The 19627-nt window shown below is 56.0% G+C and carries 21 protein-coding genes; 13 read left to right on the forward strand and 8 right to left on the reverse strand.

Annotated elements, in window-relative coordinates; all coding sequences use genetic code 11:
- Positions 1-281: 281 nt before the first annotated feature.
- The 6 genes from cyoA to AAE045_RS15865 all read left to right on the forward strand — a co-directional run bounded on the left by cyoA (position 282) and on the right by AAE045_RS15865 (position 6581).
- On the forward strand, positions 282-1229 hold the full coding sequence (gene cyoA / locus AAE045_RS15840) for a cytochrome o ubiquinol oxidase subunit II (protein ID WP_455548554.1): 948 nt from the start codon (positions 282-284) through the stop codon (positions 1227-1229).
- Positions 1230-1245: 16 nt separating this feature from the next.
- Complete coding sequence (gene cyoB, locus AAE045_RS15845) at positions 1246-3237, forward strand: cytochrome ubiquinol oxidase subunit I (RefSeq protein ID WP_455427192.1); 1992 nt, start codon at positions 1246-1248, stop codon at positions 3235-3237.
- Entirely contained in the window at positions 3227-3841 is a 615-nt protein-coding gene (locus AAE045_RS15850) for a cytochrome (ubi)quinol oxidase subunit III (RefSeq protein WP_455427191.1), read from the forward strand. Before cyoB ends, AAE045_RS15850 begins: the two co-directional genes overlap by 11 nt.
- Positions 3841-4170 (forward strand): cytochrome o ubiquinol oxidase subunit IV, encoded by a 330-nt coding sequence (locus AAE045_RS15855; RefSeq protein ID WP_455427190.1) that lies wholly within the window; start codon positions 3841-3843, stop codon positions 4168-4170. Before AAE045_RS15850 ends, AAE045_RS15855 begins: the two co-directional genes overlap by 1 nt.
- Before the next feature lie 11 nt (positions 4171-4181).
- Positions 4182-5069 (forward strand): heme o synthase, encoded by an 888-nt coding sequence (gene cyoE / locus AAE045_RS15860; RefSeq protein WP_455548555.1) that lies wholly within the window; start codon positions 4182-4184, stop codon positions 5067-5069.
- A 147-nt stretch (positions 5070-5216) separates the two neighbouring features.
- On the forward strand, positions 5217-6581 hold the full coding sequence (locus AAE045_RS15865) for an MFS transporter (RefSeq protein WP_455548556.1): 1365 nt from the start codon (positions 5217-5219) through the stop codon (positions 6579-6581).
- Positions 6582-6597: 16 nt separating this feature from the next.
- Here AAE045_RS15865 and AAE045_RS15870 read toward each other — a convergent pair whose 3' ends face one another.
- A complete protein-coding gene (locus AAE045_RS15870; RefSeq protein WP_202302128.1) occupies positions 6598-7089 on the reverse strand; it encodes a YajQ family cyclic di-GMP-binding protein in 492 nt (163 codons plus the stop codon).
- 137 nt (positions 7090-7226) lie between these two features.
- Between AAE045_RS15870 and panE the strand changes: the two genes are divergently transcribed.
- Complete coding sequence (gene panE / locus AAE045_RS15875; RefSeq protein ID WP_455548557.1) at positions 7227-8141, forward strand: 2-dehydropantoate 2-reductase; 915 nt, start codon at positions 7227-7229, stop codon at positions 8139-8141.
- A complete protein-coding gene (gene yajL, locus AAE045_RS15880; protein WP_455548558.1) occupies positions 8101-8694 on the forward strand; it encodes a protein deglycase YajL in 594 nt (197 codons plus the stop codon). The genes panE and yajL overlap by 41 nt, the downstream gene beginning before the upstream one ends.
- 99 nt (positions 8695-8793) lie before the next feature.
- Here yajL and thiI read toward each other — a convergent pair whose 3' ends face one another.
- The gene (gene thiI / locus AAE045_RS15885) at positions 8794-10242 is read right to left on the reverse strand and encodes a tRNA uracil 4-sulfurtransferase ThiI (RefSeq protein WP_455548559.1); all 1449 of its coding nucleotides are present in this window, start codon (positions 10240-10242) and stop codon (positions 8794-8796) included.
- A gap of 190 nt (positions 10243-10432) precedes the next feature.
- Here thiI and xseB point away from each other — a divergent pair, with 190 nt between their 5' ends.
- From xseB to AAE045_RS15905, 4 genes are all read left to right on the forward strand, one after another.
- The gene (gene xseB, locus AAE045_RS15890) at positions 10433-10675 is read left to right on the forward strand and encodes an exodeoxyribonuclease VII small subunit (protein WP_455548560.1); all 243 of its coding nucleotides are present in this window, start codon (positions 10433-10435) and stop codon (positions 10673-10675) included.
- Entirely contained in the window at positions 10676-11575 is a 900-nt protein-coding gene (gene ispA / locus AAE045_RS15895; RefSeq protein WP_455548561.1) for a (2E,6E)-farnesyl diphosphate synthase, read from the forward strand.
- Between the two features lie 13 nt (positions 11576-11588).
- On the forward strand, positions 11589-13451 hold the full coding sequence (dxs, locus tag AAE045_RS15900; RefSeq protein WP_455548562.1) for a 1-deoxy-D-xylulose-5-phosphate synthase: 1863 nt from the start codon (positions 11589-11591) through the stop codon (positions 13449-13451).
- 62 nt (positions 13452-13513) lie between these two features.
- Entirely contained in the window at positions 13514-14497 is a 984-nt protein-coding gene (locus tag AAE045_RS15905) for an aldo/keto reductase (protein ID WP_455548563.1), read from the forward strand.
- A 64-nt stretch (positions 14498-14561) separates the two neighbouring features.
- Here the strand turns inward: AAE045_RS15905 and pgpA are convergent, their stop codons facing one another.
- The 6 genes from pgpA to nrdR all read right to left on the reverse strand — a co-directional run bounded on the left by pgpA (position 14562) and on the right by nrdR (position 18642).
- The gene (gene pgpA, locus AAE045_RS15910; RefSeq protein WP_455548564.1) at positions 14562-15068 is read right to left on the reverse strand and encodes a phosphatidylglycerophosphatase A; all 507 of its coding nucleotides are present in this window, start codon (positions 15066-15068) and stop codon (positions 14562-14564) included.
- A complete protein-coding gene (gene thiL, locus AAE045_RS15915; protein WP_455548565.1) occupies positions 15055-16032 on the reverse strand; it encodes a thiamine-phosphate kinase in 978 nt (325 codons plus the stop codon). The genes pgpA and thiL overlap by 14 nt, the downstream gene beginning before the upstream one ends.
- 51 nt (positions 16033-16083) lie before the next feature.
- A complete protein-coding gene (nusB, locus tag AAE045_RS15920; protein WP_121265315.1) occupies positions 16084-16503 on the reverse strand; it encodes a transcription antitermination factor NusB in 420 nt (139 codons plus the stop codon).
- A gap of 20 nt (positions 16504-16523) precedes the next feature.
- Positions 16524-16994 (reverse strand): 6,7-dimethyl-8-ribityllumazine synthase, encoded by a 471-nt coding sequence (gene ribH, locus AAE045_RS15925; RefSeq protein WP_271127210.1) that lies wholly within the window; start codon positions 16992-16994, stop codon positions 16524-16526.
- A gap of 83 nt (positions 16995-17077) precedes the next feature.
- The gene (gene ribD, locus AAE045_RS15930) at positions 17078-18187 is read right to left on the reverse strand and encodes a bifunctional diaminohydroxyphosphoribosylaminopyrimidine deaminase/5-amino-6-(5-phosphoribosylamino)uracil reductase RibD (protein WP_455548566.1); all 1110 of its coding nucleotides are present in this window, start codon (positions 18185-18187) and stop codon (positions 17078-17080) included.
- 5 nt (positions 18188-18192) lie between these two features.
- Positions 18193-18642, reverse strand: a complete 450-nt coding sequence (gene nrdR / locus AAE045_RS15935) for a transcriptional regulator NrdR (protein WP_455427177.1) — start codon at positions 18640-18642, stop codon at positions 18193-18195.
- 151 nt (positions 18643-18793) lie between these two features.
- Here nrdR and AAE045_RS15940 point away from each other — a divergent pair, with 151 nt between their 5' ends.
- Positions 18794-19357: a DUF3251 domain-containing protein gene (locus AAE045_RS15940; RefSeq protein WP_455548567.1), complete on the forward strand. Its 564-nt coding sequence runs from the start codon at positions 18794-18796 to the stop codon at positions 19355-19357.
- The last annotated feature ends 270 nt before the right edge of the window (positions 19358-19627 follow it).

Here is a 19627-nt window from a genome sequence, read left to right on the forward strand (position 1 = left end):
TAAAATGATGCCAGTTTGTTAATTTATCGTGCACCAACTGGAATGGTTATACTCATTACCCCGCTCCACACCCGCTTAGATAGGCTTTTGTTATAAATCAGGGTAATCCCCACAAAGCATGCTACTTTAATAAATTGTTGCATTTCGTGTGACATTGACGGCAGAACCCGGTAACACCCCACTGACACTATGCCAATCATGTTTACAGTAATGTAACCTTCCCGTAAAATGCCGGCACACTTTAAACGACAATAGAGCTCCCCCGGAATTGAGGTCGTTAAATGAGACTCAGGAAATACAATAAAAGTTTGGGATGGTTGTCATTAATCGCAGGCACTTTTTTACTCAGCGGCTGTGATTCTGCACTTCTCGATCCCAAAGGACAGATTGGACTGGAACAACGTTCCCTGATACTGACGGCCCTCGGCCTGATGTTGATCGTCGTTATCCCAGCTATCGCGATGGCTATCGGTTTTGCCTGGAAGTATCGGGCTTCAAACAAGGACGCCAAATACAGCCCAAACTGGTCGCACTCGAACAAGGTTGAAGCTGTAGTCTGGACGATTCCCATCCTTATCATCATCTTCCTTGCGGTACTGACCTGGAAAACCACGCACGCCCTTGAGCCCAGCAAACCGCTGGTTCACGAAGCGAAGCCGGTGACCATTGAAGTTATCGCCATGGACTGGAAATGGTTCTTCATCTATCCGGAGCAGGGTATCGCCACGGTTAATGAAATCGCCTTCCCGGCCAACACCCCAGTGGAATTCAAAATCACCTCTAACTCGGTGATGAACTCCTTCTTTATTCCGCGACTCGGTAGCCAGATCTACGCAATGGCAGGCATGCAGACCAAACTGCACCTGATTGCGGACGAAGCAGGCACCTACGACGGTATTTCGTCTAACTACAGCGGTAAAGGCTTCTCTGGCATGAAGTTCAAAGCAATTGCAACGCCAGACATGAACACCTTTAACCAATGGGTGGCTAAGGCCAAACAATCTCCGGAAGTCATGAACGATATGGCGGCCTACGAGAAGCTGGCAACACCTAGCGAATACAACAAAGTCGAATACTTCTCCGCTGTTAAACCTGATTTGTTCAAAGACGTTATTGGCAAATTCATGGGGCACGGGAAGAGCATGGACATGACCCAGCCTGAAGGTGAGCACGCAGCACACGAAGGTATGGAAGGCATGGACATGAGTCACGCGGAAACCTCTCACTAGGGGCCGAGGAATAAAAATGTTCGGAAAACTTACACTGGATGCAGTCCCATACCATGAACCCATTATCATGGTTACGGTTGCAGCAATTATCGTCGGGGGACTGGCGCTGGTTGCGGCTATCACTTACTTCGGTAAGTGGGAATATTTATGGAAAGAGTGGCTTACCTCGGTTGACCACAAACGCCTTGGCGTCATGTACGTTATCGTCGCCATCGTCATGCTGCTGCGTGGTTTTGCAGACGCCATCATGATGCGTAGCCAGCAGGTGCTGGCCTCCGCCGGGGAAGCAGGCTTCCTGCCGCCTCATCACTACGATCAGATCTTTACCGCCCACGGCGTTATCATGATCTTCTTCGTGGCGATGCCGTTTGTTATCGGCCTGATGAACATCGTCGTACCGTTACAGATTGGTGCCCGTGACGTTGCCTTCCCCTTCCTGAACAACCTGAGCTTCTGGTTCACGGTTGTCGGTGTGGTGCTGGTTAACCTGTCTCTGGGGGTTGGCGAGTTCGCGCAGACCGGTTGGGTGGCCTATCCGCCGCTATCCGGCATTGAGTACAGTCCGGGGGTCGGCGTCGACTACTGGATATGGAGTCTGCAGCTCTCCGGTATTGGTACGACGCTGACGGGTATTAACTTCTTCGTTACTATCCTGAATATGCGTACCCCTGGCATGACCATGTTCAAGATGCCGGTCTTTACCTGGGCTTCGCTGTGTACCAACGTACTGATTATCGCTGCGTTCCCAATCTTCACCGTGACCGTCGCGCTGTTAACCCTTGACCGCTACCTTGGCACCCATTTCTTTACCAATGATATGGGTGGCAACATGATGATGTATATCAACCTCATCTGGGCATGGGGCCACCCGGAAGTGTATATCCTGGTGCTGCCGGTGTTTGGCGTGTTCTCGGAAGTGGTTGCTACGTTCTCCAAAAAACGCCTGTTCGGCTACACCTCTCTGGTGTGGGCGACCATCGCGATTACCGTTCTGTCGTTCATCGTCTGGCTGCACCACTTCTTCACCATGGGCAGCGGCGCGAACGTAAACGCCTTCTTTGGTATCGCCACCATGATTATCGCCATCCCTACCGGGGTGAAGATCTTCAACTGGCTGTTCACCATGTATCAGGGTCGCATCGTCTTTAACTCTGCGATGCTGTGGACCATCGGCTTCGTCGTCACCTTCTCCATCGGTGGCATGACCGGCGTTCTGCTGGCGGTGCCGGGTGCGGACTTCGTGCTGCACAACAGCCTGTTCCTGATCGCTCACTTCCATAACGTTATCATCGGCGGTGTGGTGTTCGGTTGCTTCGCGGGCCTGACCTACTGGTGGCCGAAAGCGTTTGGCTTCACCCTGAACGAAAGCTGGGGCAAGCGCGCCTTCTGGTTCTGGATCATCGGCTTCTTCGTGGCGTTTATGCCGCTGTACGTGCTGGGCTTCATGGGGATGACCCGTCGCCTGAGCCAGCAGATCGATCCACAGTTCCACACCCTGCTGGTTGTTGCAGCGGGCGGTGCGGCGCTGATTGCCTGCGGTATCCTGTGCCAGCTGATTCAGTTCTACGTCTCTATTCGCGACCGCGAGCAGAACCGTGACCTGACCGGTGACCCATGGGGTGGTCGTACGCTGGAGTGGGCAACTTCCTCCCCTCCTCCGTTCTACAACTTTGCCCATCTGCCACACGTTCACGAACGTGATGCATTCTGGGAAATGAAAGAGAAAGGCGAAGCGTACCAGCAGCCAACCAGCTATGAAGAGATTCATATGCCGCGTAACAGCGCTGCGGGCATTATCATTGCCGCATTCAGCGCCGTGTTTGGCTTCGCGATGATCTGGCACATCTGGTGGCTGGCGATTATCGGCTTTGCCGGCATGATCGTGACCTGGATTGCGAAAAGCTTCGACGAAGATGTGGATTACTACGTTCCGGTTGCGGAAGTCGAAAAACTGGAAAACCAGCATTTCGATGAAATTACCAAAGCAGGGCTGAAAAATGTCAACTGAGACTATCAATCACGCAAGCGCCCACGCCGCTGAGCACGGGCATCACGATGCAGGAACCAATAAGGTCTTTGGTTTCTGGATCTACCTGATGAGCGACTGCATTCTGTTCTGTTGCTTGTTTGCTACCTATGCCGTTCTGGTGAATGGCACCGCCGGTGGCCCGGCAGGGAAAGACATCTTCGAACTGCCGTTCGTACTGGTTGAGACGGCCCTGCTGTTATTCAGCTCCATCACCTACGGCATGGCGATTATCGCCATGAACAAAGGCAACAAGAGCCAGGTTATCTCCTGGCTGGCGCTGACCTTCCTGTTTGGTGCGGGCTTCGTCGGGATGGAAATCTATGAATTCCATCACCTGATCGTCGAGGGTTACGGCCCGGATCGTAGCGGCTTCCTGTCAGCGTTCTTCGCGTTGGTCGGCACCCACGGTCTGCACGTAACGTCCGGTCTGGTCTGGATGGCGTTCATGATGATTCATGTGGCGCGCCGCGGCCTGACCGGCACTAACCGTGCTCGTCTGATGTGTCTGAGCCTGTTCTGGCACTTCCTGGACGTTGTCTGGATCTGTGTATTCTCAGTCGTTTATCTGATGGGGGCGATGTAATGAGTCATTCAACTGAACACGCGGGCGCCCACCACGGTAGCGTTAAGACCTATATGACCGGCTTTATCCTGTCTATCATCCTGACGGCAATCCCGTTCTGGATGGTCATGACGGGTACGGCTTCCCACGCCACGATTCTTGGCGTGATTCTGGTGACCGCAGTCGTACAGATTCTGGTTCACCTGGTTTGCTTCCTGCACTTGAATACCTCTTCAAGCGAGCGCTGGAACCTGGTTGCCTTTGTCTTTACCGCGCTGATTATTGCCATTCTGGTGATCGGCTCGATCTGGATTATGTGGAACCTCAACCAGAACATGATGGTTCACTAAGAGCGGCGTGTATGATTAAGCAATACCTGCAAGTAACGAAACCAGGAATTATTTTCGGTAATTTAATTTCTGTCATTGGGGGATTTTTACTGGCCTCAAAGGGCAGTATTGATTATCCCCTGTTTCTCTCCACCCTCGTTGGGGTGTCGCTGGTGGTGGCATCAGGTTGTGTTTACAACAACTACATCGACCGCGATATCGACCGTAAAATGGAGAGAACGAAGAATCGGGTGCTGGTCAAGGGCCTGATTTCACCGAAAATGTCGCTGGTGTACGCCACCTTGTTGGGTATTGCTGGCTTTATGCTGCTGTGGTTTGGCGCGAATCCGTTAGCCATGTGGCTTGGCGTGATGGGCTTTGTGGTTTATGTCGGGGTCTATAGCCTCTATATGAAGCGCAAGTCCGTTTACGGCACGCTGATTGGCAGCCTGTCTGGTGCGGCACCTCCGGTGATTGGTTACTGTGCCGTCACCGGCCAGTTCGACACCGGCGCCCTGATCCTGCTGGCTATCTTTAGCCTGTGGCAGATGCCGCACTCCTATGCGATTGCCATCTTCCGCTTTAAAGATTACCAGGCCGCTAACATTCCGGTACTGCCGGTTGTTAAAGGCATTTCGGTGGCGAAGAACCATATCACGCTGTATATCATCGCTTTTGCCGTTGCCACGCTGATGCTCACCCTGGGTGGCTATGCCGGATACAAATATCTGGTTGTCGCTGCCGCGGTAAGCGTGTGGTGGCTGGGCATGGCGCTGCGTGGATATAAAGTGGAAGACGATAAGGTCTGGGCGCGCAAGCTGTTCGTCTTTTCCATCGTCGCCATTACGTCCCTGAGCGTGATGATGTCGGTCGATTTTATGGCGGCAGACTCGCACAATCTGCTGACTTACGTCAGATAAGATGTGAACCGCATAAAAGGGCACTTCGGTGCCCTTTTTTATTAGTTTCATCAATAGTTCCACGCTGTAATATTTGTTACACAAGCAGATATTTACCCTCCCCTCCCCACGCACTACACTAACACCGGTTTTTCATCTGAGGTGGTAATGAACGATTACAAAATGACGCCCGTCGAGCTACGAGCGACGTGGGGTTTAGGCACGGTGTTCTCACTGCGCATGCTCGGCATGTTTATGGTGCTGCCGGTTCTTACTACTTACGGGATGTCCCTGCAGGGCGCGAGCGAAGCGCTGATTGGCCTGGCTATTGGGATTTACGGCCTCGCCCAGGCGATATTCCAGATCCCCTTCGGCTTACTGTCGGACCGCATTGGCCGCAAGCCGCTGATTATCGGCGGCCTGATGATTTTCGTGCTCGGCAGCGTGATTGCCGCGCTGTCAGATTCAATCTGGGGCATTATCCTTGGCCGCGCATTACAAGGTTCCGGGGCGATTGCCGCCGCGGTTATGGCCCTGCTTTCTGACCTTACCCGCGAACAGAACCGCACCAAAGCGATGGCGTTTATCGGCGTCAGCTTCGGCGTCACCTTTGCCATTGCCATGGTGCTCGGCCCGATCATTACCCACAGCCTGGGTCTGAACGCGCTGTTCTGGATGATAGCCGTGCTGGCCACCGCCGGAATTCTCATCACGCTGTGGGTGGTCCCCAATACCGATACGCACGTGCTGAACCGTGAATCAGGCATGGTTAAAGGCTGCTTCAGTAAAGTTCTGGCCGAGCCTAAGCTGCTGAAGCTGAATTTTGGCATCATGTGCCTGCACATCATGCTGATGTCGACCTTCGTTGCCCTGCCCGGCCAGCTCGAACTGGCAGGCTTCCCCGCCGCGCAGCACTGGAAAATTTATCTCTGCACGATGCTGATCGCGTTTGCGTCCGTGGTGCCGTTTATTATCTATGCCGAAGTGAAACGCCGCATGAAGCGCGTGTTTGTGGGCTGCGTGGTGGTACTGCTGATCGCTGAGATCGTGCTCTGGGGTTCCGGCCCGCATTTCTGGGAGCTGGTGATAGGCGTACAGCTGTTCTTCCTTGCTTTTAACCTGATGGAAGCTATTCTGCCGTCGCTTATCAGTAAAGAGTCTCCCGCTGGCTTCAAAGGCACCGCAATGGGGATTTACTCCACCAGCCAGTTTATCGGCGTAGCCATTGGCGGCTCGCTGGGCGGCTGGCTCGACGGGATGTTTGATTCACAGACGGTATTCCTGGCAGGCGCGCTGCTGGCGATGGTCTGGCTGCTGGTCAGCTCGACCATGTCAGAACCGCCGTATGTAGCCAGCCTGCGAATCGAGCTGCCGGAAGACGCGGCAAATGACGTTGAACTCAAAGCAAGACTGCTGGCCCAGCCGGGCGTGAGCGACGCGAACATCATCCCGCAGGAGCGCAGCGCCTACGTGAAGATCGACAGCAAAGTAACGAACAGATTTGAGATAGAACAGCTGGTGAAAGGGGCATAAAGCCCCTTTGAATGGGTCAGTCGCGGAAGTTTTTAAACTGGAACGGCTGTCCCAGATCGCCACCGCGGACCAGCGCCATTGCGCCCTGCAGGTCATCACGGGATTTCCCCGTTACGCGTAGCTCTTCGCCCTGAATCTGCACCTGAACTTTTGCTTTGCTGTCTTTGATCAGCTTCACAATTTTCTTGGCGATCGGCGCTTCAATGCCCTGCTTGAGCTTCGCTTCGACGCTCCAGGTTTTACCGCTGTGGGTAAACTCCTCCGGCACGTCAATTGACGCACCTTCAATGCCGCGCTTGAGCAGCTTGGCACGCAGGATATCCAGCAGCTGGTTAACCTGGAAGTCAGACTCGCTGGCGACCTTAATAGACTGATTTTTCTCGTTCAGCTCAAAGGTTGCCGGCACGTTGCGAAAATCAAAACGGGTCGCGACTTCTCGCTCGGCGTTCTCAATCGCATTGCGAACTTCTTGCATATCAATTTCAGACACGATGTCAAAAGATGGCATGTTTTCTTCTCCCTCTCTTTTTGTTGCGTTGCATAATACCCGCTGGGCCGCGCAAAACAACCCGTTAAAACAGGAGAGAGCCCGATATAATATAGATTACGCAAAACATCCGCGCTGGCTGTGGATGGGGAGGCAACATGAAAATCACCGTACTGGGTTGCGGCGCGCTGGGCCAGCTCTGGCTGGCGGCGCTGATTAAACAAGGACATGAAGTGCAGGGATGGCTACGGGTTCCCCAACCTTTCTGCCCGGTCAATCTGGTAGACGTGGACGGCAGCACCTTTAACGAATCGCTGACCGCAAACGATCCGGATTTCCTTGCCAACAGCGATCTGCTGCTGGTAACGCTAAAAGCCTGGCAGGTTTCAGGCGCGGTAAAAACGCTGGCCGCGACGCTGCCGGAAACCAGCCCTGTCCTGCTGCTGCATAACGGTATGGGCACGCTGGAAGAGCTTAAAACGCTACGCCAGCCAGTTCTGCTGGGGGTGACAACCCACGCGGCAAAACGCGATGGCAACGTCATTATTCACGTCGCTAAAGGCACCACGCACATCGGGCCGGGCAACGCCGCCGGGGGGGACTTCAGCCGTCTGGCTGAAACGCTGCATGCGGCCCTGCCTGACGTAGCCTGGCACGATAATATCCAGCCCGCCAGCTGGAAAAAGCTCACGGTCAACTGCGTGATAAACCCGCTGACGGCTTTGTACAACTGCCCTAACGGGGAATTAAAGCATCATCACGACGAGGTCGTGAGCATCTGCGATGAGGTGGCACAGGTTATGGAACGCGAAGGCCATCACACCTCGGCTGAGAGCCTGCTCTACTATGTTGAGCAGGTTATCGACAGCACCGCCGCAAATATCTCTTCGATGCTGCAGGACATCCGCGTGCAGCGGCACACTGAAATCGACTATATCACCGGGTATTTACTCCAGCGTGCGCGGGCCCACGGCCTGAACCTGCCGGTAAATAGCCGACTCTACGAGCTGATAAAGCGTAAGGAGAACGAATATGAGCGCTCAAGCTCTGGTCTGCCTGGCACCTGGAACTGAAGAAACCGAAGCCGTCACCACCATCGACCTGCTGGTCCGCGCGGGCATCAAAGTGACAACCGCGAGCGTTGCCAGCGACGGTAACCTCACCGTCACCTGTTCACGAGGCGTGAAAATCGTCGCCGATGCGCCGCTGGTGGAAGTTGCCGATGGTGAGTTCGACGTCATTGTTTTGCCCGGCGGCCTGAAAGGCGCGAAGTGCTTCCGCGACAGCCCGCTGCTGGTGGAAACCGTGCGCCAGTTTCATCTCTCCGGCCGTATCGTCGCCACCATCTGTGCGGCGGCCGGTACGGTGCTGGTGCCCCACGAGATCTTCCCGATTGGCAATATGACCGGCTTCCCAGGCCTGAAGGAGACGATCCCGGAAGAGCAGTGGCAGGACAAGCGCGTGGTCTGGGATCCGCGAGTGAACCTGCTCACAAGCCAGGGGCCAGGAACGGCAATTGATTTTGCATTGAAGATTATCGACCTGCTGGTCGGGCGCGAGAAAGCGCATGAGGTGTCGCAGCAGCTGGTATTGGCTGCCGGGATCTATAGCTACCGGGATTTTTAATCCCCTCACCCTAACCCTCTCCCCAAAGGGGCGAGGGGACTGGAGCAGTGATGAACTCCCCCTCTCCCTTTCAGGGAGAGGGCCGGGGCGAGGGTAAAACTACGGGCGGTAAACCTTAACGTTATTAAAGCCCTGCTCGCGCAGGTACAGCGCCTGCAGACGGCTCATCACGCCGCGTTCGCACCACAGCAGATAGGTTTTGCTCTGGTCCAGATCGCCAAACTTCGTGCTCAGCTTGTAGAACGGCAGCGAAGCAATCTCGATCCCTTCCGGCTTAAACGGCTTCTCGTCCTGCTCGTCGATGGAGCGGATATCCAGCAGCACGTCGTTCGGCGCGAAAGCATCAACAGTTTCGACTTCCGTCACCACTTCTTTGCTCTGCGTGGCGATATCGCGGATGTCGATGTTGGTGGCTTCTTCTACTACGCGATCCAGAATCGAGAAGTCAAAGTTCTCTTCTTCCGCTTCGATCTTCGCCTTCACCGCCTTCACGGTTGGGCTTTTCGAAATCACACCGCAGTATTCCGGCATGGTGCGGGCAAAATCAGCGGTGCCGATTTCACGGGCCAGATCGATGATGTGCTCTTTATCGTGAGAGATAAGCGGGCGCAGGATCAGCGTGTCGGAAACGTTGTCGATAAGACGCAGGTTGGTCAGCGTCTGGCTGGAGACCTGGCCCAGCGCTTCGCCGGTGACCAGCGCCTGCGCGCCGTAGCGTTCTGCCACGCGGGAGGCCGCGCGCACAAACATACGCTTGAGCACCACGCCCATCTGACCATCCTCAACTTTCTCGAGGATTTCGCCAACTACCGGCTCGAAGTTAATCGCCACGAAGCGCACGCGGTGGGAGCTGCCAAAGCGGTTCCACAGATAGTGAGCAACCTGCTTCACGCCGATTTCGTGAGCCGCTCCGCCGAGATTAAAGAAGCAGTAGTGCACGCGGCAGCCGCGGCGCATCAGCATATAGCTGGACACGCCGGAGTCGAAACCGCCGGAAATCAGCGACAGCACGTCTTCCTGGGTACCAATAGGGAAACCGCCGATGCCTTCATAGCGGCCTTTTACCAGCAGCAGGCGATCGTTTTCGATTTCCAGATTAACGGTGACGTCCGGGTGGGTCAGCTTCACGCGCGCGGATTCAATATGCTGGTTAAGACCGCCGCCAACATAGCGTTCCACTTCAATGGAGCTAAACTCATGCTTACCGCGACGCTTAACGCGCACGCAGAAGGATTTTCCTTCCAGCTTGTCGCGGTAGAGTTCCAGCGCCTGTTCAAAGATATTGTGCATATCGGTGAACGGTACATCCTCTACTTCAAGAATATGGTGGATGCCGGGAATGCGGGTCAGCGCTTCGCGAATGGCGATACGCTGGTTTTCATCTTTGGCGCGGACTTCGATATTGTCCCAGTGGCGGACGACCGCCAGATCTTCATCGTAGTGTTTTAGAACGTTACGAATGTTCCCCGTGAGCATCTTAATAAAGCGTATGCGCACAGATTGGCTCTTGATGGTGATTTCCGGGAACAATTTAATGATAAACTTCATGGCGCTCATGATTCGTTGGTGAGCCATACATGAGATGAATCATGCGGGCTGGAAGACTTAAAGACTTGCAAAGGCGCGATGCCCTGCATCCGAGGCGCGAAAGTATATCACTAACAGCTTGCCATAGCGTTACACAATTGAGTCCGCTACCATGGCGGGGTCGCACAATTATCAGAGTCAGACATTCACTATGCCGAAAAAAACCGAAGTCCCTGCCAGCTTTGAAACCGCGCTTGTGGAACTTGAGCAGATTGTCACCCGTCTTGAAGGCGGCGAGCTGCCGCTGGAAGAGGCGCTAAATGAATTCGAACGGGGTATTCAGCTCGCCCGCCAGGGCCAGGTGAAACTGCAGCAGGCCGAGCAGCGCGTGCAGATCCTGCTGAGCGACAGCGAAGATGCGCCCCTCAAGCCTTTCACGCCGGACGCCGAGTAAATGGATTTCAATCATGACCTTCAGGCCCACGCCGAACGGGCCAACGCTGCGCTGCTGCGCTTTTTAGCCCCGCTGCCGTTTCAGAACAGTCCTCTGGTTAAAGCGATGCACTATGGTGCACTATTAGGGGGTAAACGCCTTCGTCCTTTCCTGGTTTATGCCACCGGGGAAATGTTCGGCGTAGCAGATGAAGCGCTGGATGCCCCTGCCGCGGCGGTAGAATGTATCCATGCCTATTCGTTGATGCACGACGACCTGCCCGCCATGGACGACGACGATCTGCGCCGTGGTCAGCCAACCTGCCATATCAAATTTGGCGAAGCGAGCGCAATTCTTGCCGGAGACGCCCTGCAAACGCTGGCGTTTTCTATACTCAGTGATGCCCCCATGCCCGGCGTCAATATCGCCGACCGTCTGGCGATGGTCAGAGAGCTGGCCGTTTCCAGCGGCGTGGCCGGGATGTGCGGTGGGCAGGCGCTGGACCTCGAAGCGGAAGGCAAACAGGCCACGCTTGAGGAGCTCGAACGTATTCACCGTCATAAAACCGGCGCGCTTATTCGCGCCGCCGTTCGCCTTGGTGCGTTAAGCGCAGGCGCTGCGGGCCATACCGCCCTGCCGCTGCTCGACCGCTACGCCGACTGTATCGGCCTTGCGTTCCAGGTGCAGGACGACATTCTTGATGTGATTGGCGATACCGCTACGCTGGGCAAGCGCCAGGGCGCGGATCAGCATCTCGGCAAAAGCACCTACCCGGCGCTGCTGGGGCTGGAACAGGCTAAAGCCAAAGCGTGGGACCTCTACCAGGAGTCGCTGCGCGCGCTGGAAGGCCTTGCCGCGCAGTCGCTGGACACATCGGCACTGGAAGCGTTAGCGAGCTATATCATCCAACGTGATAAATAATAACGAGTTTCTGATGAGTTTTGATATTGCCAAATACCCGACCCTTGCGCTGGTAGATACCACACAGGAGCTGCGCACGCTGCCAAAAGAGAGCCTGCCGAAGCTGTGTGACGAGCTGCGCCGTTACCTGCTGGACAGCGTAAGCCGCTCCAGCGGGCACTTCGCCTCCGGGCTTGGCACGGTGGAGCTGACCGTTGCGCTGCACTACGTCTACAACACGCCGTTTGACCAGCTGATCTGGGACGTGGGCCACCAGGCCTATCCGCATAAGATCCTCACCGGACGTCGTGATAAAATTGGCACTATCCGCCAGAAAGGCGGCCTGCACCCGTTCCCGTGGCGCGCAGAAAGTGAATACGACGTGCTGAGCGTCGGCCACTCCTCCACCTCCATCAGCGCCGGGATCGGCATCGCCGTCGCGGCGGGTAAAGAAGGTAAAGATCGCCGCACGGTCTGCGTAATCGGCGATGGTGCGATTACCGCAGGCATGGCATTTGAAGCCATGAACCATGCCGGGGATATCCGCCCGGACATGCTAGTGGTCCTCAACGACAACGAAATGTCGATTTCTGAGAACGTCGGGGCGCTGAACAACCATCTGGCCCAGCTGCTCTCCGGCAAGCTCTACTCCAGCCTGCGCGAAGGCGGTAAGAAAGTCTTCTCCGGCGTGCCGCCCATTAAAGAGCTGCTCAAGCGTACAGAAGAACACATCAAGGGCATGGTTGTGCCGGGCACGCTGTTTGAAGAGCTTGGCTTTAACTATATCGGTCCGGTAGACGGTCACGATGTGATTGGCCTGGTGAACACGCTGAAGAATATGCGCGGCCTGACCGGCCCGCAGTTCCTGCACGTGATGACCAAAAAAGGCCGGGGCTACGCGCCTGCGGAAAAAGACCCGATCAGCTTCCACGCCGTACCTAAATTTGACCATACCAGCGGCACCCTGCCGAAAAGCTCGGGCGGCCTACCGAGCTACTCCAAAATCTTCGGCAACTGGCTGTGCGAAACCGCAGCGGCCGACGACAAGCTGATGGCCGTAACGCCAGCCATGCGCGAAGGATCCGGCATGGTGGAGTTTTCCCGCCAGTACCCGGGCCAGTATTTCGACGTCGCCATTGCCGAGCAGCACGCGGTGACCTTCGCCGCTGGTCTTGCTATCGGCGGCTACAAGCCTGTTGTCGCCATCTACTCCACGTTCCTGCAGCGGGCTTATGACCAGGTCATTCACGACGTGGCAATCCAGAAGCTGCCGGTACTGTTTGCCATCGACCGGGCGGGCATTGTAGGTGCCGACGGGCAGACCCACCAGGGCGCGTTCGACCTCTCCTTCATGCGCTGCATCCCGGAAATGGTCATCATGACCCCGAGCGATGAAAACGAGTGCCGTCAGATGCTGCACACCGGCTATCACTACAACGATGGCCCAAGCGCCGTGCGTTACCCGCGCGGTAACGGCACAGGAGCTGAGCTCCAGCCGCTGGAATGCCTGCCGATCGGCAAAGGCGTGAAGAAGCGTGCAGGCGAGAAAGTCGCCCTGCTGAACTTCGGAACGCTGCTGGAAGATGCGGCAAAGGTCGCGGAATCGCTTAACGCTACCCTTGTGGATATGCGCTTTGTGAAGCCGCTCGATGAATCACTGATTCTGGAGCTGGCTGCCAGCCACGATCTGCTGGTGACCATCGAAGAGAACGCCATCCAGGGCGGCGCGGGCAGCGGCGTGAACGAAGTGCTGATGGCTAACCGTAAGCTGGTTCAGGTGCTGAACATCGGCCTGCCCGATTACTTCATCCCGCAGGGCACACAGGAAGAGGCCCGCGCGGCTATCGGCCTGGACGCAGAAGGCATCGAAGCGAAAATCCGCAGCTGGCTGCAGTAATCCCCTCCTCCGCTCCTGCTATGCTTTAGGTCATAACCTACAAACATAAGCAGGAGTGGACCATGCAATACAACACCTTAGGCAAAACCGACCTGCGGGTTTCCCGTCTTTGCCTCGGCTGCATGACCTTTGGCGAGCCGGACCGGGGGAATCACGCCTGGACGCTGCCGGAAGAGAGCAGCCGTCTCATCATCAAACACGCCATCGATAACGGCATTAATTTCTTTGATACCGCCAACAGCTATTCTGACGGTAGCAGCGAAGAGATTGTCGGGCGCGCGCTGAAGGATTTCGCCCGTCGGGAAGAGATCGTGCTGGCGACCAAGGTCTATTACCCGGTTGGCGATCTGCCGCAGGGGCTGTCCCGCAGCCAGATTCTGCGTTCCATTGACGACAGCCTTCAGCGCCTTGGCACCGACTATGTCGATCTGCTGCAAATCCACCGCTGGGACTATGACACGCCAATCGAAGAGACCCTTGAAGCCCTGAACGACGTGGTGAAAGCGGGCAAGGCGCGCTATATCGGCGCCTCTTCCATGCACAGCGCGCAGTTTGCCCAGGCGCTGGCCCTGCAGGATCGGCACGGCTGGGCGCGTTTCGTGACCATGCAGGATCACTACAACCTGATCTATCGCGAAGAAGAGCTGGACATGCTGCCGCTGTGCTACGAGCAGGGCGTGGCGGTTATCCCCTGGAGCCCGCTGGCGCGCGGGAAATTAACCCGCCCGTGGGGTGACACCACGGCCCGCTCCGTCTCAGATGAGGTCGGCAAAACGCTGTACGAGGAGAGCGAGGAAACAAGGCAGAACGACGCGGTGATTGCCGAGCGGCTGGCAAACGTGGCGGCGGATAGAAATGCTTCCCGCGCGCAGATCGCACTGGCCTGGCTGCTGAGCAAACCGGGCATTGCCGCGCCGATTATTGGCGTGTCGCGTGAGCATCAGCTGGATGATTTACTGGGAGCGGTGGATATTACGCTAAAACAGGAGGAGATTGCCGAGCTGGAAACGCCTTATCAGCCTCATAAGGTCGCGGGATTTAAGTAATTTTAGTCGGATGACGCTGCGCTTATCCGACCTACGGTAAGATAAGCGCAGCGTCGTGCACCACTTAAATCAGCCCAATCGGCCAGTGGTGACCAATCACATAGATAATGCCCGCGGCGATCACCCCGGCGATGATATCGTCGACCATGATCCCCATCCCGCCGTGGACGTTGCGATCGAACCAGCGGATCGGCCACGGCTTCCAGATATCCAGAATACGGAAGATCACAAAGCCCGCTGCGACCCAGCGCCAGTCGTTGATCGGCAGCGCCATCAGCGTTATCCACATGCCGAGGAACTCATCCCACACGATGCTGCCGTGGTCGTGAACCCCCATATCGCGTGCGGTCTGGTGGCACAGGTAAACGCCGATGCAGATGCCGAGCATTATCACCATGGAGTAGAGCTGCCACGGTAAAAACGTCATCAGATACCAGAATGGGATCGCCGCAAGCGACCCAGCGGTACCGGGCATGATCGGACTCAAACCACTGCCAAAGCCAGTGGCTAACAGGTGCCACGGGTTGCGCAGGTTCAGGCGGCTTTTCGCGACGTCTTTAGAGCGAGGCAAAGTGATCGTATCCTTTTAAATTCACATCCGCAGGCTTGCCGTCGACAAAGAACTGAAGCCCTTCTGACGCCGCGCCAATCTGACCGATGCAGGTAAACGGCACGCCTAAATTGCCGATAGCCACATCCAGCGCGCCGCGGTTAAGTTCCGGTACGGTGAAGCATAGCTCGTAATCTTCGCCGCCGGAGAGCGCCCAGCTCAGCGCCTGCTCTGCATCGACGTTCGCCAGCATGGCCTCTGAATACGGGAAGGTATCCAGCGTGATGCGCGCGCCGCAGTCGCTCGCTTTAAGAATATGACCGAGATCGGAAATCAGCCCATCGGAAAGATCGATGGCGCTGCTTGCCAGATCGCGCAGCGCCTGGCCGTGTAAGACCCGAGGCTTAGGACGTAAATGGCGTTTAACCAGATAGTCCGCCTGTTTTTCGTCTGCAACTTCAAGGCGGTTTTGCAGAATCGCCAGGCCTGCCGCGCTGTCGCCCGGCGTGCCGGTGACATAAATCCAGTCGCCTGGGCGGGCGCCGCTGCGCTTAAGGGCACGCCCGGTCGGCACAAGGCCGTGGATACCCAGCGTCATCGAGAGCGGTCCACGGGTAGTGTCGCCGCCGATCAGCTGCATATCGTAGTAATCGAGTTGTTCAAACAGGCTGTCGCTGAAGGCCTCAAGCCAGCTTTCATCGACTTCAGGAAGGGTAATGGCCAGCGTCAACCAGGCGGGATCGGCGCCCATAGCGGCCAGATCGCTTAAGTTAACAGCCAGTGCTTTGTAGCCCAGATCGCGCGGATCGATATCCGCCAGGAAGTGAATGCCTGAGACGAGCGTATCGGTACTGATCGCCAGCTGCTGCTTCTCCGCAACGCTGAGCAGAGCGCAATCGTCACCAATACCAGTGTCGACATCACGACGGGAACTTCTTACGCGATCAAAATAACGGGCAATAAGGGAAAACTCACCGCATGCCATGCGTTATGCCTCATAAAAGATGAAGGCCGGATTAACCGGCCTTAGTGGAGATTATTTTCTGTGGGGACGGATTTGCGGAGCGGCTTTATCGAGCACACCGTTGACGAACTTGTGGCTGTCTTCGGCACCGAAGGTTTTTGCCAGTTCGATGGCTTCGTTAATCGCCACTTTGTACGGCACGTCATCACGTTTAGACAGTTCAAACAGTGCGATACGCAGAACCGCTTTTTCTACCTGGCCCAGCTCTTCGAGCTGACGAGACAGGTAAGGCTTCATCAGCCCATCCAGATACGCGCTGTTAGTAGCCACCCCGCTCAGCAGTTCGCGGAAGTAGTTAACGTCAACGTCTTTGACGTCCTGTTCCGCCAGGAACTGGTATTCGACATCGGAGATGTCGTTGCGAGATAACTGCCAGGAGTAAAGCGCCTGAACGGCACACTCACGGGCACGGCGACGAGCAGCAGGTTTCACAGATTTCCCCTTACAAAAAATCAGGCCTTGATGGCTTTCAATACATTAATCATTTCAAGCGCGGTCAGCGCAGCTTCTGCACCTTTGTTACCGGCTTTGGTACCAGCACGTTCGATGGCTTGTTCAATACTTTCGGTGGTCAGCACGCCAAAGGCGACCGGAATACCGCTGTCCTGGGCTACGTGAGCCAGGCCGTTACTGGCACCGCCAGCAACATACTCAAAGTGGGCAGTCCCACCACGGATAACAGTACCCAGCGCAACCACGGCGTCGTAACGACCGGTTTTCGCCAGCGCGTCTGCGGCCAGCGGCAGTTCATAAGCACCCGGCACCCAGACTACGGTGATGTTGTCATCTTTAACCTGACCAATACGCTTCAGGGCGTCGATTGCGCCATCCAGCAGGCTGTCATTGATGAAGTTGTTAAAACGCGCGATGGTGATGGCGACGCGAGCGTCTGGAGTAGCAACGGCTGCTTCAATAATGTTCATATTCTTCCTTTACGGGTTCTGTTTGGCCCCGCAGGGGGGCGGATTTTATCATAATCTTTTGGCGTCTGCTTACGTTTCTGCCGCTAATAACGCGGGGTCAGATGCAGGCATAAATCCGGGCCAACCTGGCGGACTTTGCTGAACGCAAACTCAGGCGCATCGGCTAATTTTTCGAGGCCTGGCAGCTGGCACAGACCACGAGCATCGTTACCCAAAAGCTTAGGCGCAACGTAGACAATCAGTTCATCGACCAGGCCCGCCTGGAGCAGCGCGCCGCCTAGCGTAGCGCCCGCCTCGACCCACACGGAGTTTATCTGGCGCTTGCCAAGCAGCATCATCATCACCACCAGATCCAGATGACCGTTGTGCTGCGGCACGATAAATTGCTCCACGCCGTCCGGCCAGGCCTGTTCGTCTGCCGTGCAGCGGGCAAGCCAGGTTTCACCCGGCTGGGCAATAATTTTATGCTCTGGCGTCACGCGGTTCTCGCGGTCGAGAATAATTCGCGTCGGCTGACGAAGGTTCTCTTCGGTATAGACCGCCTGCGTCGCCTCATCAAGTTCCGGCCAGCGAACGGTCAATGAAGGATTGTCTGCCAGCACGGTGGCGCTGCTGCTGAGAATCGCGGCGCTTTGCGCACGCAGGCGCTGCACATCACGGCGGGATTGCGGAGAAGTAATCCATTGGCTTTCGCCGCTCGCCATGGCGGTACGGCCATCCAGCGAGGCTCCCAACTTGAGCTGAATAAAGGGGAATCCCGTGCGCATGCGCTTAAGGAAGCCACGGTTTAACGCTTCAGCCTCGTTCATCATCAGGCCATGGCTGACTTCTATTCCCGCCTGCTGCAGACGGTACAGGCCGCGCCCGGCAACCTGCGGATTAGGATCCTGCATCGCGGCCACGACTCGCGTTACGCCTGCGGCAATCAGGGCGTCGCAGCACGGCGGCGTGCGGCCATGGTGGCTGCACGGTTCGAGCGTCACATAAGCCGTAGCGCCGCGAGCTTTGTCGCCGGCCATGCGCAGCGCGTGAACCTCCGCGTGCGGCTCCCCGGCGCGAAAGTGAAAACCTTCGCCAACGATTTCGCCATCTTTAGCGATCACGCAGCCTACATTCGGGTTGGGCATAGTGGTAAAGCGGCCACGTTTTGCCTGCTGCAGCGCGCGCGCCATAAATTGTTCATCAAGCGACATCTTGCTCAGTCCTGTAAACGGGCGATTTCTTCGCCGAACTCTTTGATATCTTCAAAGCTGCGATAGACCGACGCAAAGCGGATATAGGCCACCTTATCGAGTTTCTTCAGCTGCTCCATCACCAGGTTGCCGATCATTTTGCTCGGGACTTCCCGCTCGCCGGTACCGCGCAGCTGCGATTTGATGTGGTTGACCGCCATTTCGACGTCGTCCGAGCTGACTGGACGCTTTTCCAGGGCCTTCAGAATTCCGCTGCGCAGTTTGTCTTCGTTAAACGGCTCGCGCACATCGTTACTCTTCACCACGCGCGGCATCACCAGCTCCGCCACTTCAAAAGTGGTAAAGCGCTCGTGGCAGACCAGGCACTGGCGGCGGCGACGTACAGAGGAACCTTCGCCAACAAGACGGGAGTCGATCACTTTGGTGTCTACTGCGAAACAGAATGGGCAATGCATGGCGCGTCCTGAGGGATTAGTCAATTGGACAATAGTTTACCGCGAAGTCGCAGGAGTACAAAGGCAACGACCCGGGCTGGTGCGAAATATGACTTTTCATCCCGGGCGAACTACGCTTAAATCGGGAATGATGAACAAGGAATTATTAATCATGACAAAGACTTACTTAAGAATTTTCCTGGTGGGAAGCCTGATGAGCCTGACCGCCTGCGCCCAGCAAACCGAAGTGCGCCAGATGAAACAGGAGGTCGGCTCGCTTACCCAGCAAATGAATAAGCTTGGCGATCAAACCGTAAAGCTGACGCAGCAGAACGCCCTGAACGCTAAATCCACCACCGGCGTCTATTTGCTGCCCGGCTCAAATACGCCAGCTCGCCTGAACAGCCAGCTGGGAAATCTGCAGATGTCTTTGAGCAACGTCGCGGCTGAGGCCAACGGAACGCGCGCCACGCTGAAAATTAAAGGGGAGTCCAACGATCCGCTGCCAGCCTTTAGCGGCAAAGTTGAATGGGGCCAGATACAGGGCACCACGGATAACTATCAGGAAGTGAACGTTCAGAGCCAGCAGATTGATGCTCCTGCCAGCGTGCTGGCCCCGAGCGACGTGACCATTCCGCTGCTATTGCCGGGCATCACGCCGGAGCAGCTGGGCTTTGTACGTATTCATGATATTCAGCCGAGTGATATGTCCCAGGCTCAGCCGCAAAGTCAATAAACAACAACGCCATCCACTGACTCCGGTGGATGGTGCTTTTCAACCAGCCCAGACGCTGGCATCGAGCATTCTGTTACACCTCCCCCGCCCTACAGTGTGATATTCATCACATTTAATTGTAACCATTCGGTACTGAATTGCTTAATTTCCCGAGGAAGGTACAATCGCGCCGTTTTTGATGTGCGCAAACGTGAACGCAATCGATTACGTCGATGACCATAATGTGAAATGAAACATATTTTTGTGAGCAGGGATTTCTATAATAGGCGC

The sequence above is a fragment of the Dryocola clanedunensis genome (assembly GCF_038405435.1).
Classification (GTDB): domain Bacteria; phylum Pseudomonadota; class Gammaproteobacteria; order Enterobacterales; family Enterobacteriaceae; genus Dryocola; species Dryocola clanedunensis_A.